Origin of the sequence: Streptomyces sp. DH10, assembly GCF_029813805.1 — a bacterium.
GTDB lineage: Bacteria > Actinomycetota > Actinomycetes > Streptomycetales > Streptomycetaceae > Streptomyces > Streptomyces coeruleofuscus.
Window position 1 is genome coordinate 50,317 of sequence record NZ_JARVKU010000020.1, and the last position, 24,869, is coordinate 75,185.

Here is a 24,869-nt window from a genome sequence, read left to right on the forward strand (position 1 = left end):
GGCCTCATCCTAGGGACGCGTACCGGCACTACAGGGCGGCCGCCAGCTCGGTGCCCTGCTTGATGGCGCGCTTGGCGTCCAGTTCCGCGGCCACGTCGGCGCCGCCGATGAGGTGCGCGCTGCGCCCGGCCGCGATCAGCTCCTCGTACAGGCCGCGGCGCGGCTCCTGGCCCGTGCACAGCACGATCGTGTCGACCTCCAGCACGGTGCTCTCGCCGTCGATCGTGATGTGCAGTCCGGCGTCGTCGATCCGGTCGTAGCCGACGCCCGGGACCATGGTGACGCCGCGGTGCTTGAGTTCGGTGCGGTGGATCCAGCCGGTGGTCTTGCCGAGTCCGGCGCCGACCTTGGAGGTCTTGCGCTGGAGCAGGTGGACGGTGCGCGGCGGGGCGGGCCGCTCGGGCGCGGCGAGGCCGCCGGGGGCGCGGTAGTCCAGGTCGACGCCCCACTGGCGGAAGTACGTCTGCGGGTTCTCGTGTGCCTTGTCGCCGCTGTCCGTGAGGTACTCGGCGACGTCGAAGCCGATGCCGCCCGCGCCGAGGACCGCGACCCGGTCGCCGACGGGGGCGCCGTCGCGCAGGACGTCGAGGTAGCCGACGACACTCGGGTGGTCCACGCCGGGGATGTCGGGGGTGCGCGGCGTGACGCCGGTGGCGACGACGACCTCGTCGAAATCGTCGACGTCGCCGGCCCCTACGGAGGTGTTCAGCCGTATGTCGACGCCGTGCCAGTCGAGCTGGGTGCGGAAGTAGCGGAGCGTCTCGTCGAACTCCTGCTTGCCGGGGACCTTGCGGGCGACGTTGAGCTGGCCGCCGATCTCGCTCGCCGCGTCGAACAGCGTCACGTCGTGCCCGCGCTCGGCGGCCGAGACCGCGCAGGCCAGCCCGGCCGGGCCGGCGCCGACGACCGCGACGCGCTTGCGCAGCCTGGTCGGGGAGAGCACCAGTTCGGTCTCGTGGCAGGCGCGCGGGTTGACCAGGCAGGAGGTGATCAGGCCGCTGAAGGTGTGGTCGAGGCAGGCCTGGTTGCAGCCGATGCAGGTGTTGATCGCCTCGGGCCGGCCGGCGGCGGCCTTGGTGACGAAGTCCGGGTCGGCGAGCATCGGGCGGGCCATCGACACCATGTCGGCCACGCCCTCGGCGAGCAGTTCCTCGGCGAGTTCGGGGGTGTTGATGCGGTTGGTGGTGACGAGCGGGACGGACACCTCGCCCATGAGCCGCTTGGTGACCCACGTGTACGCGCCGCGCGGCACGGAGGTCGCGATGGTGGGGATGCGGGCCTCGTGCCAGCCGATGCCGGTGTTGATGATCGTCGCCCCGGCGGCCTCGACGGCCTTGGCGAGGGTGATCACCTCGTCGAGCGTGGAGCCGCCCGGGACGAGGTCGAGCATGGACAGACGGTAGATGACGATGAAGTCCTCGCCGACCGCCTCGCGCACCCGGCGCACGATCTCCAGGGGGAAGCGCGTGCGGTTCTCGTAGGAGCCGCCCCAGCGGTCGGTGCGCTGGTTGGTCTGCAATGCGATGAACTCGTTGATGAGGTAGCCCTCGGAGCCCATGATCTCGACCCCGTCGTAGCCGGCCTGCCGGGCGAGGCGGGCGGCGCGGGCGTAGTCGTCGATGGTCCGCTCGATGTCGGCGTCGGTGAGCTCGCGGGGCGGGAAGGGACTGATCGGCGCCTGGAGCGGGCTGGGCGCGACCAAGTCCTTGTGGTAGGCGTACCGGCCGAAGTGCAGGATCTGCATGGCGATCCGCCCGCCCTCGCGGTGCACGGCGTCGGTGATGACCCGGTGCTGCTCGGCCTCCGCCTCGGTCGTGAGCTTCGCGCCGCCCTCGTACGGGCGTCCCTCGTCGTTGGGCGCGATACCGCCGGTGACGATCAGGCCCACTCCCCCGCGGGCGCGGGCGGCGTAGAAGGCGGCCATGCGGGCGAAACCGCCCTCGGCCTCCTCCAGACCGACGTGCATGGAGCCCATGAGGACCCGGTTGGGCAGGGTCGTGAAGCCCAGGTCGAGGGGGGTCAGCAGGTGCGGGTAACGGCTCATCGGGCCCTCCGTGCGCGGTGTCGTGTCTGTAGTTGTAGAGGACTGCCGACCGTTTATGCAACTAGTTGCACAAGGTGATGGAGGGCACAGTAGGTCCATGACCTGGGATCTCGACCCTTCCTCCGTGGTGCAGCTGGCCGGCGAGCTCATTCGCCGGCCGAGCCGTGCCGGCGTCGACGACCACGAGCCCGTCCTGGCCGTCCTGGAGGACTGGCTCGCCGGCCGGGGCCTGCCGCACCGGCGTCTCCACGACGACGCCCGCCGCCCGGTCGCCCTGCTGGTGGAGATCGCGGGCGGCCGGCCCGGGCCCTGGTGGGCGCTGGACGCCTGCCTGGACACCGCGCCGTTCGGCGACGAGTCGGCCTGGTCCTTCCCGCCCGACGCCGGGGACGTCGTCGACGGCCGGCTGCGGGGCAGGGGCGCGGCCGACTCGAAACTCGCCGCGGCCCTGTTCTGCCACATCGCGGCCGAGCTGCACGGCCGGGCCGGCGAGCTGCGCGGCGGGCTCGCGGTACTGCTGGACGCCGACGAGCACACGGGCGGCTTCGGGGGCGCCCGGGCGTATCTCGCCGACCCGGCAGCGGCCCGCCCGGTGGGGGTGATGATCGGCTACCCGGGGCTGGAGGAGGTCGTGGTCGGCGGACGCGGGCTGTGGCGGGCCAGGATCGCCGTGCACGCGACGTCAGGGCACTCCGGGTCGAGCCGGGCGTCGGTCGGTGCGGTGTCGCGCGCTGCGCATCTGGTTCGGCTGCTGGACGAGGCCCCGCTGCCCGGGGTGAGCGGGGAGTTCCCGCTGCCGCCGAAGCTGACGGTGACCTTCTGCCACGGCGGCGAGGGCTTCTCCGTCGTCCCGGACCTGTGCGAGGTGGGCGTCGACATCCGCACGACGCCCGGCTTCGGCGCCCGAGCTGCCGAGGCCCTGGTCCGGGCGGCGGTGAGCGACCTGGACGAGCGGTCACCCGCACCGCGCCCGACCGAGGTCACGGCGGTTACGGCCTGGCCGCCGTACCGGCTGGCCGAGGACGAGCAGCCCGCCGCCGCGCTCCTGGACGCGGCGGCGGGCGAGGGGCTGCGGGTGCGGGCCAAGACGGCGGGCCCGTCCAACATCGGCAACCTGCTGGCGGCCGAGGGCATCCCGGCCACGGCCGGCTTCGGCCTGCCGTACGAGGGACTCCACGGCGTGGACGAACGCGTGCACCTCGCGGACCTGCCCGTGGTGCACGCCGTCTACCGGCGGGCCGTCCTCGGCCTGCTGGGGGCATGAGGGGCGCTCACCAGCTCGCGCGGGGCGGTCACCGGCACGTGAGGCGCGGTCACGAGCTCATGAGGGTCGGTCACCGGCTTTCGAGGCGCACGTGCAGTTCCTTCTCCTGGTCGCCGGAGACCGTGCTCATGTCCCGCACGGTGAACAGTGAGTCCAGCCTCCTGCGGAACTGCTCGATCGCCCAGTAACCGCCGTGCAGGTCGGCGTCGACGGAGGACGACAACCGGCCCGGTCGCGCGCCCTCGTGCGTATCGGCGACGTCGAAGGTGCCGAGCCACACGGTCGGGCGCGTCTCGTGCAGATCCTCCGGTACGTCGTCCGCGCACCGGTCGGACTCGAAGCAGGCGCACAGCGTGTCGAACACGATCCGGGCGTCCTGCTTGCTGCACCCGCTGATCTCCACCGAGACGTTGTGGGGATGCGGTTGCTCACGGTCCATCGTGATCGCTCCTCTCGTGGCGTATCCGCCCCTACCCCAGCAAAGCACCACCTTCTGCCGAGCACTACCGGCGGTACCCCTGCCGTGATGACGGGTTTACGGAGCGGGCCGCTCCGTGTTGGGAGAAGGTGGAAGGGTGACGGAAGGGGCCTCAGATCGACGGCTCCGCGCGGTAGAACATGGGGTGTCGGCACCGTGACGGCGTGCCGCGAGATCGGCGAAGGCGGGGCGTGGGATGAGTGCAGGCGGGTCCCCCATGGCCGAGGGCGACGGGCCGGTGCGCGCCCCGGCGCGGCCGAGCGGGCTGCTCGATGTCCTGCGCGTGGCCTCGGTGGTCCTGGACAGCGAGGGCCGCATCGTGCTGTGGAGCCCCCAGGCCGAGGAGCTGTTCGGGTACTCGGCGCAGGACGCGCTGGGCGAGTACGCCGCCCGGATCATGGTCCACGAGCAGCACGTCGACCTCGTGGTCAAGCTGTTCGCGGACGTCATGGGCACCGGGCAGAGCTGGGCCGGGGCCTTCCCCGTCCGCCGCAAGGACGGCACCACGCGGCTCGTGGAGTTCCGCAACATGCGGCTGCTGGACGACCAGGGGGAGGTCTACGCGCTCGGTCTGTGCGCCGACCAGTCGACCGTGCACCGGCTGGAGCGCGATGTGGCGCTGGCGACGCGGATGATCGCCCAGTCCCCGATCGGTCTGGCCGTGCTGGACACCGACCTGCGGTACGTCTCGGTCAACCCGGCGCTGGAGGAGCTCAACGGCGTACCGGCCGAGGAGCACCTGGGCCGCACGGTCCGCGAAGTGGTGCCGCGGATGGACGTCGACGCCCTGGAGACCGCGGCCCGCCGGGTCCTGGAGACCGGACAGCCCGTGGTCGACCAGTCCACGATCGGCCGCACCCCGGCCGACCCGCACCAGGACCACGCCTGGTCGATCTCGCTGTACCGGCTGGAGAACGCCTTCGGGACCGTGCTGGGCGTGGCCGTCTCGATCGTGGACGTCACCGAGCAGTACCGCGCGGGCATCGAGGCCGAGGCCGCGCGGCGCCGGCTGGCCATGATCGCCGACGCCTCCGGCCGTATCGGCACCACGCTGGACCTGGACCGCACGGCCCGTGAGCTCGCCGACGTGGCCGTGCCCGAACTCGCCGACGTCGCGGCCGTCGACCTGCTGGACGCCGTGGTGCAGGGCCGGAGCACCCGCCTCGGCCCGGCCGAGGCGGCCGTGATCCGCGCGCTGGCGGTCCAGGGGTACGACTCAGCCGAGGCGCTGGTGGCGGCCGACCCGCCCGGGCAGGTGGCCCGGTACGCGCCCGACCGGCTCGTCACCGAGTGCGTGCGCTCGGCCAGTGCCGTGATGCTGCCGGAGGTCAAGGACGAGGACCTGCCGCGCATCGCCCGGTCCCCGGAGGCGGCCGAGCTGCTGGGCCGGGCCGGGGTGCACTCGTACCTGGCGGTGCCGCTGATCGCGCGCGGCGAGGTGCTGGGCGCCCTGGACCTCAAACGCACCCGCAACCCGCTGCCGTTCACGGAGGACGACCTGCTGCTGGCCCGTGAGCTGGCCGCGCGGGCCGCCGTGCAGATCGACAACGCCCGCTGGTACCAGAGCGCCCGCGACACCGCGCTCACCCTCCAGCGCAGCCTCCTGCCCAGCCATCCGCCCGTGACGGGCGGGCTGGAGGTGGCCTCCCGCTACCAGCCGGCCGGGGCCACGAGCGAGGTGGGCGGCGACTGGTTCGACGTGATCGGTCTGGACGGCGGCAAGACCGCGCTCGTGGTGGGTGACGTGATGGGCAGCGGCATCCCCGCGGCGGCGGCCATGGGGCGGCTGCGTACGGCGACCAACACGCTGGCCTCCCTCGACCTCGATCCGGCCCTGCTCCTGGAACACCTCGACAAGATCACCGCAGGGCTGGAACAGACCATCGCCACCTGCGTCTATGCCGTCCACGACCCGCGTCTGCGGCAGTGCCGGATCGCCAACGCCGGGCATCTGCCGCCGGTGCGTCTCCGGGCCGGGCGGCCCCCCGAACTGCTCGACCTGCCGACCGGGGTGCCGCTCGGCGTCGGGGGTGTCGCCTTCTCCACCACGACCGTCGACCTGGATCCGGGCGACCGGCTGGTGTTCTACACCGACGGTCTCGTCGAGACCCGGCGCGACTCGCTCGACGAACGGCTCGACACCCTGCTGTCCCTGCTCGAAGGACCCGACCGCCCCCTGGAGGAGGTCTGCGACCTGCTGCTGCGCACGCTGCACGAGCCGGACAACTTCGACGACGTGGCGCTGCTCATCGCGCGGGCGACGGCACCGGACTGAGGTGCCGCCGCCGGCGTCCGGCTGCGTTCCGGCGTCAGGGTGCGACGCCGATCACCACATGGGCGTACAGCTCCTGCGAGACGGCCAGGTGTGCCGTCAGGCCGTTGCGTTCGAAGGCGTCGAGGGCGGTCTGTGCCTGGTGGCGGCTCGTCTCCACCAGGACGCAGCCGCCGGGCGCGAGCCAGTGGGGCGCCTCGGCCGCGACCCGGCGCAGGACGTCGAGGCCGTCCGCACCGCCGTCGAGGGCGACCAGCGGCTCGTGGGCGCGGGCCTCCAGCGGCAGCAGGCCTATCTCGCCGCTCGGTACGTACGGCACGTTGGCCGCGAGGATGCCGACGCGGCCCCGCAGGTCACCGGGCAGCGCATCGAACAGGTCGCCCTGGTGCACGTGGCCGCCGGCGGCGGTGACATTGCCGCGGGCGCAGCGCACCGCGGCGGGGTCGATGTCCGCGGCGTGCAGTTCGACGCGGCCGAGTCCGGCGGCCAGCGCCGCGCCGACGGCGCCCGAGCCGCAGCACAGGTCGACGACGACGCCGGCGCCGGGCGCCCGGGCCAGGGCCTGCTCGACCAGGAACTCGGTGCGGCGGCGCGGTACGAAGACGCCCGGGTCGACGGTGATGCGCAGGCCCCGGAACTCGGCCCAGCCGACGACGAGTTCGAGGGGAAGACCCGCGACGCGGCGTTCGACCATGGCGGCGGCTTCGGCCGGAGTGCGGGCGGTGGTGAGGATCAACTCGGCCTCGTCCTCGGCGAAGACGCAGCCCGCGGTGCGCAGGGCGACGACGACGGAGTCACGGGACGACGGTGGGACGGGAGACACGGAGGGCATGGAAGCCAGGGGCCTTTCGAGATTCGAAGGGCGCTCCTGCGGTCGCCTACGGCCGGCGATCCGCGCGACGTCGAGGAGAGAGCACCCGAGCTGACACAGCGGTAATGGGTCTCACCTCCTCGGTCCGGCGACGGCTGGGTCCGTCCGCAGCCGGCGGCAACACTACCCGACGGGTCTGCCGACCCGTACGGCACCTGATCCGCCTCCCCGTCGGCGGATGGTTGGGTTATGCAACCATGGAGTGACCGGAGGGCGACGTGGTGAGGAGGTCGGATGAAGCCTGCCGATGCCGTGGAGACCATCCAGCGGGAGATGACGGTCTTCGCCCGCCGTGCCCGTGCCGCGGCGGGGCGGATGCACCCGGAGCTGTCGCTGGTCTCGTACACGCTGCTCGGGCATCTGGAGGAGAGCGGCGGGTGCCGTGCCACCGACCTGGCCGCCCACTACGCCCTGGACAAGTCCACCGTCAGCCGCCAGGTGGCCGCGCTGGAACGCGCCGGTCTCGTCGAACGCCGCCCCGACGCGCAGGACCAGCGCGTCCAGGTGCTGCATCTGACGGAGGCCGGGCGGCGCATCCTGGCCCAGGTCACCGAGAGCCGCCGGGCGGCCTTCCGGGAGCGGCTGGCGGACTGGCCGGCCGAGGATCTAGCGCGGTTCGCGGACTACCTCGTGCGCTACAACGCGGGCCCTGGTTCCGGTCGCACGACCAGGGGCGCAGCACGTAAGCACGACTAGGGACGCATCCCACGTACGGTTGAACACGCAATCACTGATCACGCCGGCCCGGCGGGGCACCGTCGGCCCGGTCCGGAGGCACACCGCATGCACATCACCCGAGGCTTCACCGGGCGCCCACGCGTGGCCGGCCCCGGTCTGCCGCCCGGCCAGTACGACGCGGGCGACGACTGGCCCGTGCTGTCCGCCGAGGTCACTCCCGATCTCGCACCCGCCGACTGGACGTTCCGTATCGACGGTCTGGTGGACGAGCCCCGCACCTGGGACTGGGACGAGGCACACCGGCTGCCGCCGTCGGCGTACGAGGGAGCCATCCACTGTGTGACGAGCTGGTCGAAGTTCGGGGTGCGGTTCGCGGGGGTGTCCCTGGACGCGTTCTGGGATGTGGTCCGGCCCCATGGGTCGGCGACCCATGCCGTCGCCTACTCGCACACCGGCTACACCACGAACCTCCCGCTCGCCGACCTGACCGGCGGGCGCGCCTGGATCGCGTGGGAGTACGACGGCAGGCCGCTCGCCCCGGAGCACGGCGGTCCGGCGCGGCTGCTGGTGCCGCACCTGTACTTCTGGAAGAGCGCGAAGTGGATAGCCGGCCTGCGGATCCTCGACCACGACGAGCCGGGGTTCTGGGAGCGGAACGGCTATCACGAGCGGGGCAACCCCTGGCAGGAGCAGAGGTACTCCGGTGACTGAGACCTTCGTGCCTCCCACGCGGTTCGCCGTGCCCGGGCGCATCGCCGTGAGCGAGCAGGCCGCCTCCGTGTGGCAGACCGCCACGCTGACCGCGATCCGCCGCGAGACCGCGCGTGCCACCACCTTCCGGTTCGCCGTGCCCGGCTGGCCGGGGCACCTGCCCGGCCAGCACCTGATGGTGCGGCTGACCGCCGAGGACGGCTATGTGGCCCAGCGCCATTACTCGATCGCGTCCGTGCCGGACGACTCCGGGCACGTCGAGCTGACCCTCGATCACGTCGAGGGCGGCGAGGTCTCGGGCTGGTTCCACACCGTCGCCCGGCCCGGCGACCAGGTCGAGGTGCGGGGCCCGGTGAGCGGCTTCTTCGCCTGGCCCGGCGACCGGCCCGCGCTGCTGATCGGCGCGGGTTCCGGCGTCGTGCCGCTGATGTCGATGGTCCGGCACCACCGGGCGCGGAACCTACCCGTGCCGCTGCGGCTGCTGGTGTCCGCGCGCAGTCCGGAGGAACTCATCTACGCCCGGGAGTTCGGCGCCGAGACGACACCCGTGTTCACGCGGAGCGCGCCGGAGGGTGTGCCGGTGGGACGTATGGCGGCCGCACATGTGGCGCCGCTCCTGGCCGAGCAGCCTTCCGGTGGGTGGGAGGCCTATGTGTGCGGCTCCAACTCCTTCGCCGAGCACGCCTCCCGGCTGCTCGTGTCGGCCGGTCAGCCGGTGGACCGCATCCGGATCGAGCGGTTCGGCTGATCTCGGCGGCGGTCCTCCTGCCGTGGTGTCACAGGGGTGGCGTGGGGCTCGCCATCGGCGCGCCGGTCGCGGTCCGTCGTGTGCGCGGGCCGGTGTTTCGCCGCGGCCGGCCCGGGCACTCCGGCCGGAGGGCTCCGGCATGCGGCAACCCGGGCCGTGCCGAGCGATCGATGTGTGTCGGAGGGGTACCTGACCCGTGTGGGCACTCGCACGCGTGACGTGACGCGCAGGGAGCGGCGACGCCGCCGGCGCACGGCTGGTCGGGCCCTCCGGCCGCGGTGACGGCGAGGAGGTCGACATGCGAACCCGGGTGCGCGGCTGGCGCTGGCGGCGCAGTCCGCTGCGGCGCCGGTCGGATGCCGTCGAGGCGTGGACGGTGCTGGTGGTCGCCGTCCTGATACTCGTGGGCGCGCCTCTGGCCGGGGCGGCCGCCGCCTGGTGGGCCCACGACGAGGCGCGCTCGGTCTCGGCGGAGCAACAGGCCGAGCGTCACCGCGTCCGTGCCGAGGTGGTCGGCAGGAAGGGCGAGTCGCTGCCGTCGGTGCAGGCCGGCGGGCAGCACGCCTACCGGGCCACCGTGCGCTGGACCGAACCGGGCGAGGGCACGCGCACCACGACGGCACGGGTCCCCGGGGACACCCGGCCGGGTGAGGTCGTGGACGTGTGGTTCGACTCCCGGGGGCGGAGCGTGCCCCCGCCGGTGGACGGCACCGGCGTCTGGCAGCACACCCTCACCATGGGCACGTGCGCCGCGGTCGGCGAGGTGCTCGTGGTGCTCCTCGCCCACTCCGCGGTGCGCCGGGTCGCCCTGCGCCGCCGGCTGGCCGAGTGGGAGCGTGAGTGGGCCCGCACGGAGCCGGAGTGGACGCGTCGAGACGCGTGACGCGACCGAAGAACCGCAGGTGGACGGGCTACGGCAAAAATCATGGCGAGTCCTCCGACCACTCACGTAGTGTGATCATCCGCACTGTCTCCGCAGCCGTTCCTCACCCAAAGGCGGTCCTACATGGCCCAGTTCGACCTTCCTCTCGACGAACTCCGCGAGTACCGCAGCGCGTCGACCGAACCCGAGGACTTCGACGCGTTCTGGTCCAAGACGCTCCAGGAGGCGCGGGAGTACGACCTGGACGCCCGCTTCGAACCGGTCGACACGGGACTGTCCACTGTGCAGGTGTTCGACGTGACGTTCGCCGGGTTCGGCGGTCACCCGGTCAAGGGCTGGCTGATCCTGCCGGCGGGGGCGGACGGCCCGCTGCCGCTGGTCGTGGAGTTCATCGGCTACGGCGGAGGCCGCGGGCTGCCGCACGAGCATCTGCTGTGGGCGTCCACGGGCCGGGCGCACTTCGTGATGGACACCCGCGGGCAGGGCAGCGCCTGGGGCGGGGGTGGCGGCACGGCGGACCCGGTGGGTGGCGCGCCCGCGTACCCCGGTTTCATGACGCGCGGCATCGACGCGCCGGAGAACTACTACTACCGCCGGGTGTTCACGGACGCCGTGCGTGCCGTGGAGGCGGCCCGCTCGCACCCCCTCACCGACCCGGCGCGCACGGTCGCCGTCGGCGGCAGCCAGGGCGGCGGCATCACGATCGCGGTGGGCGGCCTGATACCCGACCTGGCGGGCATCGCCCCGGACGTGCCGTTCCTGTGCGACTACCCGCGCGCGGCGACGCTCACGGACCGTCACCCGTACCGGGAGATCGCCCTGTATCTCAAGACGCACCGCGGCCGTAGCGAGCAGGCGCTGCGCACGCTCTCCTACTTCGACGGTGTCCACTTCGCCACCCGTGGCAGGGCTCCCGCGCTCTTCTCGGCCGCCCTGGAGGACCAGACCTGTCCGCCCTCGACCGTCTTCGCGGCCTTCAACGCCTGGAGCCACGAGGACAAGACGATCGAGGTGTACGACTTCAACGACCACGAGGGCGGCGGTCCCTTCCAGGAGGCGGCCCAGCTGCGCTGGTTGCGTTCGTACATCTGAGTCCGCCGCCGTCCGGCGACTGATCCGGCCGTTTCACCGGGGCGGCCTTCCACCAAGTCCGACCAGTCGGTACGTTCTTCGCGCCCGGGCCGCTCACCGGCGGCCCGGCCCGGCGAGGTGGTGGAGGGGCCCATGCCCGAGGACGAGGCACAGGTGCACGGTCGCTGCGACGCGCGTTTCACGGCGGTACGCAGGACTTTCGAGGAGAACTTCCGGGAACGGGGCGAGCTGGGGGCGGCGGTGGCCGTCACCGTCGGCGGCAGGACCGTGGTGGACTTGTGGGGCGGCTGGGCCGACGCGGCACACACCCGGCCATGGGAACAGGACACGCTGGTCAACGTGTGGTCCACGACCAAGGGACCGGTGGCACTGTGCGCGCACATCCTCGCCGACCGGGGGCTGCTGGACCTCGACGCGCCGGTGGCCGTGTACTGGCCGGAGTTCGCCGCGGCGGGCAAGGAGAAGGTCCTCGTCCGGCACCTGCTGTCCCACCGCGCCGGTCTGGCCGGGCTGCGTGAACCGCACTCGCTGGAGCAGCTCTGCGACTGGGAGCTGACCACACAGCGGCTCGCGGCGACGCAGCCCTGGTGGGAGCCGGGAACCACGTCCGGCTATCACGCGCTGACCTACGGCCATCTGGTCGGCGAGGTCGTACGGCGGGTGTCGGGGCTGATGCCGGGGGCCTTCCTGGAGCGGGAGGTGACCGGGCCGCTCGGCATCGACTTCCGCCTCGGCCTGCCGGAGAAGGACCACGGGCGGGCGGCCGAGCTGGACCAGCCACCCGTCACCACGAGCAGTGAACAGGCCGCTGTCTTCGCCCAGTTGGCGCCCGCGGCGATCGCCGCGCTGACCAATCCCCCGGTGTCCGCCGCCGCGGTCGGCACGCCCGGGTGGCGGGCCGCCGAGATACCCGCGGCGAACGGGCACGGCACCGCGCGTGCGGTCGCCGAGCTCTACGGCGTCTTCGCGGGGCGCGGCTCGTACGGGGATCACCGTGTGCTGTCCCCCGAGGCGGCCGAGCGGGTGCGCGAGGGGCAGGGCAGGTGCCGGGATCTGGTGCTCGGCGCCGGGCTGGGCGAGACGGAGGCGGGGCTCGGGCTGTGGCTCAGCGGTTCCAACGGCTCCTACGGACCCAACCCGCGCGCTTTCGGTCACGACGGCTTCGGTGGCTCCTGCGGGCTCGCGGACCCGGAGGCGGGGGTGTCGCTGGGATACGTGATGAACCGCATGGGGCCTCATATCGCGGACGACCCGCGGAAGATGGCGCTGATCGACGCCCTGTACAGCGCGCTCTGACGGACGGCGCGGGCGGGCCGGTTTCGGCCGAACCGCCCGGCCGCCCTTCCCTGTTGGTTTAGACCAATGCTAGATCTGGTGGCGCACCGAGCCCGCACGGCTACCGAACGTCACCAACAGGAGGCGCGGCATGGCCCGCACCACCCCGCACGACCATCCGTCGGCCGAAGGAGAGCCCCTGTACCGGCGGATCGCCACGGAGTTGCTCGGCGAACTGTGCGACGGCACCGTGCCGCCCGGCGAACGGCTGCCGGGCGAGCGGCGGCTTGCCGGGCACTTCGGAGTCAGCCGGGAGACCGTACGGCAGGCGCTGGAGCTGCTGCGCCGCGACGGGCTGGTCGCCACCGACCGGCGCGGCAGCCACGCCACGCTGCCCGGCCTGCCGGTCGAGACCCCGGCCTCGCTCACCTTCCCGGTCGGCGCCCGGGCCGCGACCCCGGGCACGGTCGCCCGCGCCACCGTCGCCTGGGAGCCTCCCCCGCCGGACCACGCCGAAGTCCTGGGGCTGGCCCCGGGCCGGCCGACCCTGATTCACCGCTACCGGTACGCGACGGCCGACGGAAGCGGTCTGCGCACCGCCGTGACGTCCTTCTCGGCCGTGGCGCTCGCGGAGGTGGAGGAGCTGGCCCGCTACCGCGACCGCGCCGACGGCACCGCCGCCGCGCACCTGCGGCGGGCCTACGACTGGATGCGCCGGGCCGGTCTGACCCTGCACCACCGCGACGCCATCACCCGCCTCACGAGCACGCCGTCGGTGCGGGTCACGCGGCACGTACACGACCAGTACGCCCGCCCGCTGGAGATCACCGACCTCGTGGTGGATGCCCAACAGGACGCGCTGGTCTACGAGTTCACACTGCCGGGCCGGACGCCGGCGCCAAGCGGCACGTGAAGCGTCCGGGGTCGCTCAGATCCCGGACCGGTTACGCCCCGGCACCGTCGCAGCGCATCGGTCACTCGTTCGGCGGACCGCTCACGCCGATTCCCGCCGGGCGGAGCCGGTCCCCTACCGGCACCGGCGGCGCGAAGCATGGATCACGGAGATCATCGAGAGGAAGCCCAGGATCACACCCCGATGCCCCACCGAGAGGATGCTTCATGAGCACGTTCACCACGTCCGACGGAACCGAGATCTACTACAAGGACTGGGGCGAGGGGCAGCCCGTGGTGTTCAGCCACGGCTGGCCCCTCAACGCGGACGCCTGGGACGGGCAGGCGCGTCTGGTCGCCGAGCACGGCTTCCGGGCGGTCGCGCACGACCGCCGCGGGCACGGCCGCTCGGGTCAGCCGTGGCAGGGCAACCACATGGACCGGTACGCCGACGACCTGGCCGAGCTGATCGAGGCGCTGAACCTCGACGACGCGGTCCTGGTGGGCCATTCGACCGGCGGCGGCGAGGTCGCCCGCTACATCGGGCGGCACGGGACCGCGCGGGTCGCCAAGGCCGTGCTGCTGGGTGCGGTGCCGCCGCTGATGCTGCGGACGGAGGCCAACCCGGAGGGCACTCCGAAGGAGGCCTTCGACGGGATCCGCGCGGCCGTGGCGGCGGACCGCTCGCAGTTCTACTGGGAGCTGAGCGAGAGCTTCTACGGCTTCAACCGGCCGGGGGCCGCCGTGTCGGAGGGCGTGCGGCGGGCGTTCTGGATGTGGAGCATGCAGGCCGGGCTGAAGGGCGCCTACGACTGCGTCGCACAGTTCTCGGAGACCGACTTCACCGAGGACCTGGGGCGGATCGACGTGCCGACGCTGGTCGCGCACGGCGACGACGACCAGATCGTGCCGATCGGCGCCTCGGCCCAGCGGACCGCCCAGCTCGTCAAGGACGCGACGCTCAAGGTGTACCCGGGCGCGCCGCACGGTCTGGTGGGCGACTTCGAGAAGGCGTTCAACGACGATCTGCTGAACTTCCTGCGCGACTGACCAGTCCGGCGTCCGGACCGACTAGTCCGGCGTCCGGACCGACTAGTCCGGCGTCCGGACCGACTGGCCCGGCGTCCGGGCGACGACCAGACGCACCCGCGGGCTGCCGTCCCGTCGCCGCCCGAACTCCGGCAGCGCGTGGAGTTCCACCCGGAAGCCGGCCCGAACCAGCTCACGCCGTACGTCCCCGAAGCGGAACGCGCGGTAGTACATGACGAACGGAGGCCGCCACAGCGCGTTGCGCACCCGCATCACCACGTCGAAGCCGAGCAGCATCCAGTAGCCGAGCGAGCCCGGGCGGGGCGGGGCCACCAGCGGAAACGCGAAGCAGCCGCCCGGCCGCAGGACGGAGCGCACCTGCGCGAACAGTCCGGGCAGCTCGCGAGGCAGGAAGTGCCCGAAGGCCCCGAAGCTCACCACCAGGTCGAAGGCGGGCCCGAAGGGCAGGGCGCGGGCATCCGCGCGGACGAAGGAGACCGGCGGTCCGGCCGGCCGGACCCGCTCCCGGGCCACGTCGAGCATCCCCGCGCTGAAGTCGACACCGACGACCCGCTCCCGGCACACCCCTGCCAGCACGCCGACACCCGCGCCGGTGCCGCAGCACAGGTCGAGTCCGGCGTCGAAGGGTCCCGTCCGCCGCAGCGCCGACTCGACGGCGTCGAGGACCGCGTCGGGCGTCCGGAACGGGGTGTGGTCGAACTTCGGCGCGAGCAGGTCGTAGCCGCGCTCGACGGACGACAGCGCCTGGACGGCGAGCTCGCGCAGACTGGGGCCTTCGGGGCTGAACATCGGCTCAGACTAATCGGCTCGGCTCAGGGGAGCCCGCTGCTTGAGGATCGTGAGGACGCGCGCGCACCAGCGGAGGTTCTCCTCCTCGAAGGCGATGCCTCCCATCAGCGTGAGGTACGGGCCGATGCGGTCGGCCTCCCGCAGGTACTCCTCCTCGCCGCGGCCGGCCAGGAGGCGTTCGCGGACGCGCCCGTAGCGGGCGAGCTTGCCGCGAGACCACGCCTCTCCCTCCTCGACCAGCGCACGGGTGGCCTCGGGGTCCGCACCGTCCATGGCCTGGATCTTGATGAGGAGTTCGTCGCGGATGGCGGTGGGCCGGCGGGGCGGAGTGACGGCGAAGGCGCGCAGGTCCTGGCGGCCCGCCTCGGTGAGCGCGAACATCCGCTTGCCGGGCCGCCGTTCCTGGCGTACCACCCTGGCCTCGATCAGCCCGTCCCGCGCGAGACGCTCCAGCTCCCGGTAGAGCTGCTGCGGGGTCGCGGCCCAGAAGTTCGCGAGCGACACGTCGAACACCCTGGACAGCTCGTAGCCCGAGGCCTCGCCCTCCAGGAGAGCGGCCAGCACGGCGTACTTGAGAGACATGTGGACACGGTATCAACGGTTGATTAATCTACTCCGCACCTACTCAAATAATTAACTAAGGCGGGGTTCGATGCGTGCATTCCGTGAGGCGGTCGAGGCACTCGACCTCGACGCCGTCGAGGCGCTGCTGGCGCCGGACGTCGTCTTCACCAGCCCGGTCGTGTTCAAGCCGTACACCGGAAAGCCGATCACGGCGGCGATCCTGCGCGCCGTCTGCGGTGTCTTCGAGGACTTCCGCTACGTGCGCGAGATCAACGACGTGAACGGCCGCGACCACGCCCTGGTCTTCATCGCGCGGGTGGGCGACCGGGAGATCAACGGCTGCGACTTCATCCACGTCGACGAGGACGGGCTCATCGACGAACTGACCGTGATGGTGCGCCCGTTGTCGGCGGCGCAGGCGCTGGCGGCTGCCATGGGCGCGCAGTTCGAGCGGATCGCCGAGGAGGCGCGGGCGCGCTCGGTGTGAGCGACACGTCCGGCGGTCCGTTCCCTCGACTTGCCGCGTCCCGCGGCCCGTTCGCGGTTGGATGTCCCCATGACGTCCGCCGAGCACGACCGGCTGATGCGGGCCAACCAGGCGAACTGGGACGCCCGCACGCCCGTCCATCTCGCCAGCCGGTTCTACGGCCTGGACCAGGACCCCGATCCCGAGCGCTGGTTCGCGCCCTGGGAGTGGGAGGACCTCGGCGAGCTGACCGGACGTGATGTGCTGCATCTCCAGTGTCACCTCGGCACGGAGACGATCGCCTTCGCGCGGCGCGGTGCCCGGGCCGTCGGCCTCGACTTCTCCGAGGCGTCCGTGGCGGCCGCGACCGGCATCGCCGCGAAGGCCGGAGCGGACGTGACGTACGTACGGGCGAACGTGTACGACGCCGAAGACGCCTTGGACGGACGGCGGTTCGACCTCGTCTACACCGGCAAGGGCGCCCTGTGTTATCTGCCGGACCTCAACCGGTGGGCGGAGGTCGTCGGCCGGCTCCTGCGTCCCGGCGGGCGGTTGTACGTCGTCGAGTTCCACCCGCTGCTCAACTCGCTCGGCCCGAAACCCGCTCCCGGCGAGGGCCCCGAGCTGCTCCTGCGCCACGACTACCTGGGCGGCGACGGTCCCGTGCACCGGGACGCGACCCACACCTACACGGACGGCCCGGCCGTCGAGGGCGCCACGGACAGTTACGAGTGGATGCACGGAATAGGCGAGGTCGTCAACGCGTTGACGGGAGCGGGACTCACCGTCCGGCGGTTGCGGGAAAGTGACGAACTCCCCTGGCCGCGCTGGCCGCAGATGGTCCGTACGGAGTCCGGCTGGTGGCGGTTGACCGCGCCGCGGATCCCGCTGCTGTACGGCCTGCTGGCCACGCGCTGACGCGCATCTCCCTCCCCCGGCACCCCGTCGGGTGGTAACCTGCGAGCAGCACTCGTGCACGCCCCCTTTTGTGGGCGCCGGTGCGGTTCTCCCTTTCTCTCCATCTTTTCCGGCACCTGACGTGCTCTGCCACATCCCAGGTGCTGTTTCCCGCCGCCGGAGGCGCGCCCCAGGCCCTCCCTTCGCGGCCCTCTCCCCCTTCCCTTCGCATGTCCCATGCCTGCCGTCCGTGAAAGGACACCTCACCATGACCACCACACTCGACACCCCTCCCGCCCAGCAGCAGACCGAGCCCCGGACCGCCCTCGGCGTCCTCGACGTCGACGCGAGCGGGAAGGGTCACCTGCGCGGCGAGGACTGCCTGCCCGCGCCCACCGATCCCGCGGTCTCACCCGCCCTGATCCGCCGCCACGGCCTGCGCAAGGGCGACCTCGTCGAAGGGCCCTTGGGCGAGCGGCGCGGTCTCACCGACGTCACACGGGTCGACGGCCGTGCGCCCCTGCGCGGCCGCCGGCACTTCCGGGACCTCACTCCCCTGCATCCGCACGAGCGCCTCCGCCTCGAACATCCGGCCGCCGGACTGGCGGGCCGGGTCGTCGATCTGATCACGCCGGTCGGCAAGGGCCAGCGCGGGCTCCTCGTGGCCCCGCCAAAGACCGGCAAGACCGTCATCCTCCAGCAACTGGCGGCCGCCGTCAGCGGCAACCATCCCGCGTGCCGGCTGATGGTGCTGCTGCTCGACGAGCGGCCCGAGGAGGTCACCGACATGCGGCGCAGCGTGCGGGGCGAGGTGTACGCCTCGACCTTCGACCGGAGCGCCAAGCAGCACATCGCGCTCGCCGAGCTCGTGATCGAGCGGGCCAAGCGGCTCGTCGAGGCGGGCGAGGACGTCGTGATCCTCCTCGACTCCCTCACCCGGCTGTGCCGGGCGCACAACAACGCGGCCGCCTCCGGAGGCCGCATCCTCACCGGGGGAGTCGACGCGTCCGCGCTGACCGGCCCCAAGCGGTTCTTCGGCGCCGCCCGGTCGGCCGAGGAGGGCGGCTCCCTCACGATCCTCGCGACGGCACTGGTGGAGACCGGCTCCCGGGCGGACGACTTCTACTTCGAGGAGCTGAAGAGCACGGGCAACATGGAACTCCGCCTGAGCCGCGAGCCGGCGACCCGCCGCTTGTTCCCGGCCGTCGACATCATCCCCTCCGGCACCCGTCGCGAGGAACTCCTGCTACCCCCGGCCGAGTTGGCGGCCGTACACGGACTGCGCCGCGTGCTCCAGAACCGGGACGGGCAGGGCGCCCTGGAGACCCTCCTGGACCACATGCGCGACACCCCGGACAACGCCTCGTTCCTGCGGCGCATCCAGCCGACGCTGCCCCTCTGACTGAGGCGCGGCCGTCGCACCGGCCGGCTCCGCCACCCGCCCGGACGTTCTCCGTCTGCGCCGGCGTCGCGATCATCACCGCCACCGCCGGCCGCACGTGCGGCATACGGGTGCTCGCGCGTGGTGTCCGGCCCGGTCGTCGCCGTACGGAGCACATCCGTTTCTACGTTGATCATATGATCCTCGGATTCTCTTCCCGGGTGGCCTCGTCCGCCTGTGCGCTCTGTGCGGCGGGGCTTCTGGCCCTGATGCCCGCCGCGGCGGCCAGTTCCGGCCGGGCGGAACCCAGTCCGCCGGCCGGGCCGAGGGCGGCAGCCCCGCACCCCTCACTGCTGTACCGCCCCGGCACGCAGGTCCGTCCGCGCGCCGGGGCGCCCCGTCTCCCGGAGACCTCGGCGCGGTCCTGGCTGGTGGCCGACGCCCGCACCGGCGAGGTGCTCGCCGCCCACAACGCGCACCGCAGGCTGCCCCCGGCCAGCACCCTGAAGACCCTCTTCGCCCTCACGGTGCTGCCCTCGCTGCCGGCGGGCATCCGGCACACGGTCCGCGAGGAGGAACTCCGGGGCGTCGGAGCCGGCAGCAGCCTGGTCGGGCTCGCCGAGGGCCGTACCTACCGGGTCGCCGACCTGTGGCGGGGTGTCTTCCTCAACTCCGGCAACGACGCCGTGCGCGTCCTGGCCGAACTCAACGGCGGCTGGCGGGCCACGGCCGATCGCATGCAGGCCAAGGCCCGGTCCCTCGGCGCCCGCGACACGCGCGTGGTCTCCCCGGACGGCTACGACGCGCCGGGCCAGGTGTCGTCGGCGTTCGATCTGGCGGTCTTCGGCCGGGTCGGGCTGCGCAACCCCGACTTCGCGCGGTACTGCGCCACCGTCGAGGCCCGGTTCCCGGGCGGCGGAGGCTGGTCGTACCCGATCCGCAACACCAACCGGCTGCTGAGCGGCGCCCGTGGTGTGAAGCCGTACCGGGGGCTGATCGGCATCAAGAACGGCTACACCAGCAAGGCGGGCAGCACGCTCGTCGCGGCGGCGCGGCGGGACGGGCGCACCCTCGTCGTGACGGTGATGAACCCTCAGGAGGGCGGCGGATCCGCGGTGTACGAGGAGGCCCGCTCGCTGCTCGACTGGGGCTTCAAGGCCGGCAGACGGGTCGATCCGGTGGGTTCGCTCGACGTGTCGAGGGCTGCCGCGCCACCGGCGGCGAAGACCCCGCCCGCCGTCGCGGCCGCCGTGCCGCGGGAGGCGGCCGACTCCGGCTGGTCGGAAGCGGGGCTGATCGCGGGGGCCGCCGGGCTGGGTGCGGCGGTCGTGGTACTCGTACTGCGGCTGCCGGTCCGCCGGTCCGGAGGCTGCTGACCGACCGGCAGCCACAGCAGCAGGCCCAGGGTGATCCAGGCGTAGGTGTTGCTGCCCAGGAATCCGTCGACGCCGGACGCGTCGTCGAACCACAGCCACACCACGCTGGTGCACAGCACCGCGTACAGGGCGCCCGCGATCCGGGCGTGCCCGGTACGGATCAGTACGGCGAAGGACGGCAGCAGCCACACGAGATGGTGCACCCAGGTGATCGGACTGACGAGACAGGCGGCGAGACCGGTCAGGGCGAACGCCGCCGTCCAGTCCCCCGCGGCGACCGCCCGGCGGGCCCGCAGCGCCCACACGCCGAGGACCAGCAGGACCGCCGCCGCCCACACCGCCCGGTCCGGTTCCCCCAGGCGGGCCAGGATGCCCTGCACCGACTGGTTCGAGACGTAGCCGAGGCGGCCCACCCGGCTGGTGTCCCAGAGCGCCTCGGTCCAGTAGAAGCGTGAGGCCTCGGGGTCCGCCGATGCCGCGAGAGCCGTGGCACCGAGGGCGACGACCGTGGCGACCGCCGCCGCGCGCCACCGCCTGGCCACCAGCAGCAGTCCGATGAACAACGCCGGCGTCAGCTTGATCGCGGCCGCGAGTCCGATGCCGACGCCCGCCCAGCGTGTGCGTCCGGTGGCGATCAGCGCCGCGTCGGTGAGGACGAGCGCCAGCAGCAGCAGGTTCACCTGACCGAAGCTGAGGGTGTCGCGGAGCGGTTCGAACAGCGCGAGGGCGCAGGCGGTCAGGGCCCAGCCGTACCAGCCGTGGCGCCGCCAGGCGGGCCCGGCGAGCAGCCGCAGGACCAGCACCAGGGCCGCCAGGTTGAGCAGCAGGGCGGCGGCGATCGCGGTGTGGAGGTCCAGCAGGGCCATCGGCAGCATGACGACGGCGGCGAACGGCGGGTAGGTGAAGCCGTACGTCGTGCCGGGGACCCGGTAGTCGTAGATCCGGCCGCCGTGGTGGACCCAGCTGTCGATGCTTCCGTAGTAGACGCGCAGGTCGAACCAGTCGCGCAGCAGGGGCACGGTCGCGGTGAAGACCGTCACCAGCGTGGCGAGGGCGAGCACGAGCAGCAGTCGTCCGCGGTCGGTGCGCGGCGGGGCCGGGGTCATGCCGCACGTCCCAGCGCCGGGGCCAGCTGGGCCTGGTGGGCCTGCCACAGCACGACGACCGCGAGTGCGCCGCCGGAGACGGCCAGCACGAGTTGCCCGGTGTCGGCCGGGCCGCCGCTGGGCAGCACGCAGAGCGCGAGCACGCCGGTCACGGCCGCCATGCGGTGGCGTACGGAGGTGCTGGGCGCGGCGGCGGCGATGAGGAACAGGCCCCACAGGGCGTACCAGGGGCGGATCGCCGGGCCGAGCGCGGCCACAGCCGCCAGGCTCAGGCCCAGCGCGTACACCGGTCGCGGGCGCAGCCGGAGCCAGATCACGACGATCGCGGCCCCGGCCGCCACGACGCCCAGCGCGTGCCAGGCGGGGATCGCCAGGGGCGCCAGATCGCTGCCGAGATGTTCCAGCAGGGCCCGGGTGGCGCGGCCCAGCAGGGTGGTCAGGGCCCAGTTCTGGGGCGAGACGGGGGTGTTCAGGGCGCCGATCCAGCCGTATCCGGTGCCCGCCGCGGCCGTGGCCACGACGGTCGTCCCCGCGGCCGCGACGGCGGTCGTCACGAGGGCCTTCGCCGTACCGCGGCCCGCGCGGACCTGGAGGACGACGACCGCGGCCAGCCCGAGCACGGCGGGCGCCTTGACGAGCGCGGCGAGCGTGACGAGGACGGCGCCGAGGTACGGCCACCGGCCGAGCGCCGCCACCAGGCCTATCCCGAGGAGGCCCAGCATGACGGCGTCGTTGTGGGCGCCCGCGACCAGGTGCAGCAGGACGAGCGGGTTGAGGACGCCCAGCCACAGCGCGGCGGCCGGGTCGGCGCCGCTGTGGCGGGCGAGGCGGGGCAGCGCGGCCGCCATCAGGGCCACTCCGGCGAGCGCGACGAGCCGCATCCCGAACAGTCCGGCCGGCACCTCATCGCGTGTCAGCGCCGACAGGGCCGCCGCGACGGCGAGGAACACCGGGCCGTACGGGGCGCCGGTGTGCCGCCAGAGCGGGGCGACCTCGTCGGCGAGCGGGCCGCCGAGGCGGGACGGCCCGTGCGCGTACACGTCCATGTGCGCGTCGACCATCGCCCCCTGGGCGAGGTAGCTGTACACGTCCCGGCTGAACAGCGGCGGCGCGAGCAGCAGCGGGGCGGCCCAGACGGCGAGGACGGGCAGCAGGGCGCGGGGCGCGGGCGGTCTCGGTCCTCGGACCAGCCGGCCCAGCAGCACCCAGGCCGCGATCAGCAGGACGAGTCCGAAGTACACCCCCACCAGGCCGAGGGCGGCGCGCGCGGAGGCCGGGTGGAGGAGGTCCCGTACGGGCAGGGCTCCGGACGTCTCACCGCCTGCCGCGAGGAAGGCGGTACCGGCCAGACCGAGTATCTGGCAGCGGCGGAGATCGACGGGGAAAGCCATGGCCAACACTCCGGCAGCGTGTCAACGCGGGGTGGCTTCACGGCGACGTGGAGCCCTCCGGCGGGGAGCGGGAGTGTGACCGGCCGGTGATCAGGTGAGGGCCAGGAGGTTCTGTCAGAACACCGACAGTCCGGTCAGCGTCGTGAATCTGTCCAGGGCCGCCACGCCCGCCACCGAGTTGCCCCGTTCGTCCAGGCCCGGGCTCCACACGCACAGCGTGCAGCGGCCCGGGACGACCGCGATGATGCCGCCGCCCACGCCGCTCTTGCCCGGCAGGCCCACGCGGTAGGCGAAGTCGCCCGCCGCGTCGTACGTGCCGCAGGTCAGCATGATCGCGTTGATCTGCTTGGCCTGGCTGAGGGTGAGCAGGCGGGTGCCGTCGGCGCGGATGCCGTGCCGGGCGAGGAAGGCGGTGGCGAGGGCGAGGTCGGCGCAGGACGCCGCGATCGAGCACTGCCTGAAGTACTGGTCGAGCAGGACCGGCACGGGGTTGTCGATGTTGCCGTAGGACGCCATGAAGTGCCCGAGCGCGGCGTTGCGGTCGCCGTGCGCGGATTCGGAGGCCGCGACCTCCTTGTCGAAGGTGAGGTCCTGGTTGCCGCTCTCCGCCCGCAGGAACGACAGCAGTTCGCCCGACGCGTCGCCGGTACGGGTGTGCAGCCGGTCGGTGACGACGAGGGCGCCCGCGTTGATGAACGGGTTGCGCGGGATGCCGTTCTCGTACTCCAGCTGGACCAGGGAGTTGAAGGGGTTGCCGGAGGGCTCGCGGCCCACGTGTTCCCACAGGGCGTCGCCCTCGCGGGCCAGGACGAGGGCGAGGGTGAACACCTTGGTGATGGACTGGGCCGAGAACGGCCGCCGCCACTCCCCCACGCCGTACACCGTGCCGTCCGGCTCGGCGACGGCCATGCCGAAGCTGCGCGGGTCGCAGGCGGCGAGCGCCGGGATGTAGTCGGCGGGCCGGCCACGGCCCGGGGTCCGTTCGATCTCCTCGGCGATGCGCTCCAGGACCGGCTGGAAGGTGGTTGACGACGTCATGATCTCGATTGTCCCTCCGTGCCGGTCCCGGTCCGCTCGCGTGGGTCAGGCCACCGGAGCCGGGCCGCTGCCCGCCAGGACCTCCGGGCGCAACAGCCCGGCGAGCGTCTCGGCGGGCAGCAGGCCCTTCTCCAGCACGAGTTCGGCCACGCCCCGGCCGGTGGCGAGGGCCTCCTTGGCGATGTCGGTGGCGGCCGTGTAGCCGATGTGCGGGTTGAGGGCGGTGACGAGACCGATGGAGTTCTCGACGGTCGCGCGCAGCGCCTCGGTGTTGGCGGTGATGCCGGCCACGCAGCGTTCGGCGAGGGTGAGGCAGGCCGCGCGAAGGTGGGTGATGCTCTCCGACAGGGAGTGCAGGATGATCGGCTCGAAGGCGTTGAGCTGGAGCTGCCCGGCCTCCGCGGCCATCGTGATGGTGACGTCGTTGCCGATCACCTCGAAGGCGACCTGGTTGACGACCTCGGGGATCACCGGGTTGACCTTGCCGGGCATGATGGACGAACCGGCCTGCACCGGCGGCAGGTTGATCTCGCCGAGCCCGGCGCGCGGGCCGGAGGACAGCAGCCGCAGGTCGTTGCAGCTCTTGGAGAGCTTGACCGCGATGCGCTTGAGCACACCGGACATCTGGACGAAGGCGCCGCAGTCCTGGGTGGCCTCGACGAGGTTGGCCGCCGTCACCAGGGGCAGGCCGGTGATGGCCGCGAGGTGGCGGCGGGCCGACTCGGCGTATCCGGCGGGGGCGTTGAGGCCGGTGCCGATCGCCGTGGCGCCGAGGTTGATCTCATGGATCAGCTGGACGGCCTCGGCAAGACGGGACCGGTCCTCGTCAATCATGACGGCGTAGGCGGAGAACTCTTGCCCCAGCGTCATGGGGACCGCGTCCTGCAACTGTGTACGGCCCATCTTGAGCACGTCGTGGAACTCGACGGCCTTGCGGGCGAAGGCGTCCTGGAGGACGGACATCGCCTCGAGCAACCCGCGCACCGCGAACACCGTCGCGATCTTGACGGCGGTCGGGTAGACGTCGTTGGTGGACTGGCCGAGGTTGACGTCCTCGTTCGGGTGCAGGTACCGGTACTCGCCCTTGGCGTGACCCAGCAGTTCCAGCGCCCGGTTCGCCACGACCTCGTTGGCGTTCATGTTGGTGGACGTGCCCGCGCCGCCCTGGACGACGTCGACCACGAACTGGTCGTGCAGCTCGCCGTCGCGGATCTCCCGGCAGGCGGCGACGATGGCGGCTGCCTTCTTCGGGTCCAGCAGCCCGAGTTCCTCGTTGGCGAGGGCCGCGGCCTCCTTCACCGCGGCCAGGGCGTCGATCAGGTGCGGGTAGGCGGAGATCGGCATACCCGAGATGGGGAAGTTCTCCGTGGCCCGCAGAGTGTGCACACCCCAGTAGGCCTCGGCGGGAACGTCACGGTCACCGAGCAGGTCGTGTTCGGAACGGGTGGCGGCGGTCATGACGGTGAGGGGCCTCTTTCTGGGGGAAGTGAGGGTGGGTGTGCGCCCCTTCAGGGGCGCGGGGCTGTATTTGATGTGCGGCTACCGCCGCGCGGGCGCGATCAGCCACAGGGGACCCGCAGCCGCCGGCCGGGAGAACCCGGCAC

22 protein-coding genes and 1 pseudogene are annotated in these 24,869 nt (G+C 72.7%); 14 read left to right on the plus strand and 9 right to left on the minus strand.

All coding sequences use genetic code 11. From position 1 onward, the window contains the following. Positions 1 to 28: 28 nt before the first annotated feature. Positions 29 to 2,044, minus strand: coding sequence for an NADPH-dependent 2,4-dienoyl-CoA reductase (locus QC385_RS32790; protein ID WP_279544986.1), 2,016 nt, complete (start codon positions 2,042 to 2,044; stop codon positions 29 to 31). A 97-nt stretch (positions 2,045 to 2,141) separates the two neighbouring features. Between QC385_RS32790 and QC385_RS32795 the strand changes: the two genes are divergently transcribed. After that, positions 2,142 to 3,308: a M20 family metallopeptidase gene (locus tag QC385_RS32795; protein ID WP_279544987.1), complete on the plus strand. Its 1,167-nt coding sequence runs from the start codon at positions 2,142 to 2,144 to the stop codon at positions 3,306 to 3,308. 70 nt (positions 3,309 to 3,378) lie between these two features. Here QC385_RS32795 and QC385_RS32800 read toward each other — a convergent pair whose 3' ends face one another. Then, positions 3,379 to 3,747 carry a hypothetical protein gene (locus tag QC385_RS32800; RefSeq protein WP_279544988.1) on the minus strand — a complete coding sequence of 123 codons (369 nt, stop codon included), beginning with the start codon at positions 3,745 to 3,747 and terminating at the stop codon, positions 3,379 to 3,381. A gap of 235 nt (positions 3,748 to 3,982) precedes the next feature. Here QC385_RS32800 and QC385_RS32805 point away from each other — a divergent pair, with 235 nt between their 5' ends. Further along, on the plus strand, positions 3,983 to 6,061 hold the full coding sequence (locus QC385_RS32805) for a SpoIIE family protein phosphatase (RefSeq protein ID WP_279544989.1): 2,079 nt from the start codon (positions 3,983 to 3,985) through the stop codon (positions 6,059 to 6,061). Positions 6,062 to 6,095: 34 nt separating this feature from the next. Here the strand turns inward: QC385_RS32805 and QC385_RS32810 are convergent, their stop codons facing one another. Beyond that, positions 6,096 to 6,890, minus strand: coding sequence for a putative protein N(5)-glutamine methyltransferase (locus QC385_RS32810; RefSeq protein ID WP_279544990.1), 795 nt, complete (start codon positions 6,888 to 6,890; stop codon positions 6,096 to 6,098). 273 nt (positions 6,891 to 7,163) lie between these two features. On the opposite strand from QC385_RS32810, the gene QC385_RS32815 reads away from it, so the two are divergent. The 8 genes from QC385_RS32815 (at position 7,164) to QC385_RS32850 (ending at position 14,257) form a co-directional block, all read left to right on the plus strand. Then, positions 7,164 to 7,625, plus strand: coding sequence for a MarR family winged helix-turn-helix transcriptional regulator (locus tag QC385_RS32815; protein ID WP_279544991.1), 462 nt, complete (start codon positions 7,164 to 7,166; stop codon positions 7,623 to 7,625). 87 nt (positions 7,626 to 7,712) lie between these two features. Then, positions 7,713 to 8,318, plus strand: coding sequence for a sulfite oxidase-like oxidoreductase (locus QC385_RS32820; RefSeq protein WP_279544992.1), 606 nt, complete (start codon positions 7,713 to 7,715; stop codon positions 8,316 to 8,318). Further along, the gene (locus QC385_RS32825) at positions 8,311 to 9,066 is read left to right on the plus strand and encodes a ferredoxin reductase (protein ID WP_279544993.1); all 756 of its coding nucleotides are present in this window, start codon (positions 8,311 to 8,313) and stop codon (positions 9,064 to 9,066) included. Before QC385_RS32820 ends, QC385_RS32825 begins: the two co-directional genes overlap by 8 nt. Before the next feature lie 298 nt (positions 9,067 to 9,364). Next, positions 9,365 to 9,949, plus strand: a complete 585-nt coding sequence (locus QC385_RS32830; protein WP_279544995.1) for an Rv1733c family protein — start codon at positions 9,365 to 9,367, stop codon at positions 9,947 to 9,949. 123 nt (positions 9,950 to 10,072) lie between these two features. After that, a complete protein-coding gene (locus QC385_RS32835) occupies positions 10,073 to 11,041 on the plus strand; it encodes an acetylxylan esterase (RefSeq protein WP_279544996.1) in 969 nt (322 codons plus the stop codon). 132 nt (positions 11,042 to 11,173) lie between these two features. Further along, positions 11,174 to 12,337, plus strand: a complete 1,164-nt coding sequence (locus tag QC385_RS32840; protein ID WP_279544997.1) for a serine hydrolase domain-containing protein — start codon at positions 11,174 to 11,176, stop codon at positions 12,335 to 12,337. Positions 12,338 to 12,467: 130 nt separating this feature from the next. Beyond that, on the plus strand, positions 12,468 to 13,229 hold the full coding sequence (locus QC385_RS32845; protein WP_279544998.1) for a GntR family transcriptional regulator: 762 nt from the start codon (positions 12,468 to 12,470) through the stop codon (positions 13,227 to 13,229). 206 nt (positions 13,230 to 13,435) lie between these two features. Then, positions 13,436 to 14,257, plus strand: a complete 822-nt coding sequence (locus tag QC385_RS32850; protein ID WP_279544999.1) for an alpha/beta fold hydrolase — start codon at positions 13,436 to 13,438, stop codon at positions 14,255 to 14,257. 42 nt (positions 14,258 to 14,299) lie between these two features. Here the strand turns inward: QC385_RS32850 and QC385_RS32855 are convergent, their stop codons facing one another. Both QC385_RS32855 and QC385_RS32860 read right to left on the minus strand, forming a co-directional pair. Continuing rightward, the gene (locus QC385_RS32855) at positions 14,300 to 15,046 is read right to left on the minus strand and encodes a class I SAM-dependent methyltransferase (RefSeq protein WP_279545000.1); all 747 of its coding nucleotides are present in this window, start codon (positions 15,044 to 15,046) and stop codon (positions 14,300 to 14,302) included. A 9-nt stretch (positions 15,047 to 15,055) separates the two neighbouring features. Next, positions 15,056 to 15,628: a PadR family transcriptional regulator gene (locus QC385_RS32860; RefSeq protein WP_279545001.1), complete on the minus strand. Its 573-nt coding sequence runs from the start codon at positions 15,626 to 15,628 to the stop codon at positions 15,056 to 15,058. A gap of 70 nt (positions 15,629 to 15,698) precedes the next feature. Between QC385_RS32860 and QC385_RS32865 the strand changes: the two genes are divergently transcribed. The 4 genes and pseudogenes from QC385_RS32865 to QC385_RS32880 form a co-directional block, all read left to right on the plus strand. After that, positions 15,699 to 16,097, plus strand: coding sequence for a nuclear transport factor 2 family protein (locus QC385_RS32865; RefSeq protein ID WP_279545002.1), 399 nt, complete (start codon positions 15,699 to 15,701; stop codon positions 16,095 to 16,097). 69 nt (positions 16,098 to 16,166) lie between these two features. After that, positions 16,167 to 16,994, plus strand: a complete 828-nt coding sequence (locus QC385_RS32870) for a class I SAM-dependent methyltransferase (RefSeq protein ID WP_279545003.1) — start codon at positions 16,167 to 16,169, stop codon at positions 16,992 to 16,994. A 247-nt stretch (positions 16,995 to 17,241) separates the two neighbouring features. Further along, on the plus strand, positions 17,242 to 18,375 hold the full coding sequence (gene rho, locus QC385_RS32875) for a transcription termination factor Rho (protein ID WP_279545004.1): 1,134 nt from the start codon (positions 17,242 to 17,244) through the stop codon (positions 18,373 to 18,375). Positions 18,376 to 18,623: 248 nt separating this feature from the next. Next, positions 18,624 to 19,388, plus strand: a pseudogene (locus tag QC385_RS32880) (D-alanyl-D-alanine carboxypeptidase family protein); the annotation flags it as partial. A 59-nt stretch (positions 19,389 to 19,447) separates the two neighbouring features. Here QC385_RS32880 and QC385_RS44130 read toward each other — a convergent pair. From QC385_RS44130 to aspA, 4 genes are all read right to left on the minus strand, one after another. Further along, positions 19,448 to 20,836 carry a glycosyltransferase 87 family protein gene (locus QC385_RS44130; RefSeq protein ID WP_336621339.1) on the minus strand — a complete coding sequence of 463 codons (1,389 nt, stop codon included), beginning with the start codon at positions 20,834 to 20,836 and terminating at the stop codon, positions 19,448 to 19,450. After that, complete coding sequence (gene mptB / locus QC385_RS32890; protein ID WP_279545006.1) at positions 20,833 to 22,227, minus strand: polyprenol phosphomannose-dependent alpha 1,6 mannosyltransferase MptB; 1,395 nt, start codon at positions 22,225 to 22,227, stop codon at positions 20,833 to 20,835. The genes QC385_RS44130 and mptB overlap by 4 nt, the downstream gene beginning before the upstream one ends. Positions 22,228 to 22,341: 114 nt before the next feature. After that, positions 22,342 to 23,265 carry a glutaminase gene (locus QC385_RS32895; RefSeq protein ID WP_279545007.1) on the minus strand — a complete coding sequence of 308 codons (924 nt, stop codon included), beginning with the start codon at positions 23,263 to 23,265 and terminating at the stop codon, positions 22,342 to 22,344. Positions 23,266 to 23,310: 45 nt separating this feature from the next. Beyond that, the gene (gene aspA / locus QC385_RS32900) at positions 23,311 to 24,723 is read right to left on the minus strand and encodes an aspartate ammonia-lyase (protein WP_279545008.1); all 1,413 of its coding nucleotides are present in this window, start codon (positions 24,721 to 24,723) and stop codon (positions 23,311 to 23,313) included. Positions 24,724 to 24,869 lie beyond the last annotated feature (146 nt).

Excerpts from the sequence above, each read along its gene's own strand:
- QC385_RS32800 (WP_279544988.1), bottom strand. The coding sequence starts at position 3,747 with ATGGACCGTGAGCAACCGCATCCCCACAACGTCTCGGTGGAGATCAGC.
- QC385_RS32815 (WP_279544991.1), top strand. The coding sequence starts at position 7,164 with ATGAAGCCTGCCGATGCCGTGGAGACCATCCAGCGGGAGATGACGGTC.
- QC385_RS32835 (WP_279544996.1), top strand. The coding sequence starts at position 10,073 with ATGGCCCAGTTCGACCTTCCTCTCGACGAACTCCGCGAGTACCGCAGC.
- QC385_RS44130 (WP_336621339.1), bottom strand. The coding sequence starts at position 20,836 with ATGACCCCGGCCCCGCCGCGCACCGACCGCGGACGACTGCTGCTCGTG.
- QC385_RS32820 (WP_279544992.1), top strand. The coding sequence starts at position 7,713 with ATGCACATCACCCGAGGCTTCACCGGGCGCCCACGCGTGGCCGGCCCC.
- QC385_RS32860 (WP_279545001.1), bottom strand. The coding sequence starts at position 15,628 with ATGTCTCTCAAGTACGCCGTGCTGGCCGCTCTCCTGGAGGGCGAGGCC.
- QC385_RS32830 (WP_279544995.1), top strand. The coding sequence starts at position 9,365 with ATGCGAACCCGGGTGCGCGGCTGGCGCTGGCGGCGCAGTCCGCTGCGG.
- QC385_RS32850 (WP_279544999.1), top strand. The coding sequence starts at position 13,436 with ATGAGCACGTTCACCACGTCCGACGGAACCGAGATCTACTACAAGGAC.
- QC385_RS32845 (WP_279544998.1), top strand. The coding sequence starts at position 12,468 with ATGGCCCGCACCACCCCGCACGACCATCCGTCGGCCGAAGGAGAGCCC.
- QC385_RS32805 (WP_279544989.1), top strand. The coding sequence starts at position 3,983 with ATGAGTGCAGGCGGGTCCCCCATGGCCGAGGGCGACGGGCCGGTGCGC.
- QC385_RS32855 (WP_279545000.1), bottom strand. The coding sequence starts at position 15,046 with ATGTTCAGCCCCGAAGGCCCCAGTCTGCGCGAGCTCGCCGTCCAGGCG.
- rho (WP_279545004.1), top strand. The coding sequence starts at position 17,242 with ATGACCACCACACTCGACACCCCTCCCGCCCAGCAGCAGACCGAGCCC.
- QC385_RS32895 (WP_279545007.1), bottom strand. The coding sequence starts at position 23,265 with ATGACGTCGTCAACCACCTTCCAGCCGGTCCTGGAGCGCATCGCCGAG.
- QC385_RS32870 (WP_279545003.1), top strand. The coding sequence starts at position 16,167 with ATGACGTCCGCCGAGCACGACCGGCTGATGCGGGCCAACCAGGCGAAC.
- QC385_RS32790 (WP_279544986.1), bottom strand. The coding sequence starts at position 2,044 with ATGAGCCGTTACCCGCACCTGCTGACCCCCCTCGACCTGGGCTTCACG.
- mptB (WP_279545006.1), bottom strand. The coding sequence starts at position 22,227 with ATGGCTTTCCCCGTCGATCTCCGCCGCTGCCAGATACTCGGTCTGGCC.
- aspA (WP_279545008.1), bottom strand. The coding sequence starts at position 24,723 with ATGACCGCCGCCACCCGTTCCGAACACGACCTGCTCGGTGACCGTGAC.
- QC385_RS32840 (WP_279544997.1), top strand. The coding sequence starts at position 11,174 with ATGCCCGAGGACGAGGCACAGGTGCACGGTCGCTGCGACGCGCGTTTC.
- QC385_RS32795 (WP_279544987.1), top strand. The coding sequence starts at position 2,142 with ATGACCTGGGATCTCGACCCTTCCTCCGTGGTGCAGCTGGCCGGCGAG.
- QC385_RS32810 (WP_279544990.1), bottom strand. The coding sequence starts at position 6,890 with ATGCCCTCCGTGTCTCCCGTCCCACCGTCGTCCCGTGACTCCGTCGTC.
- QC385_RS32865 (WP_279545002.1), top strand. The coding sequence starts at position 15,699 with ATGCGTGCATTCCGTGAGGCGGTCGAGGCACTCGACCTCGACGCCGTC.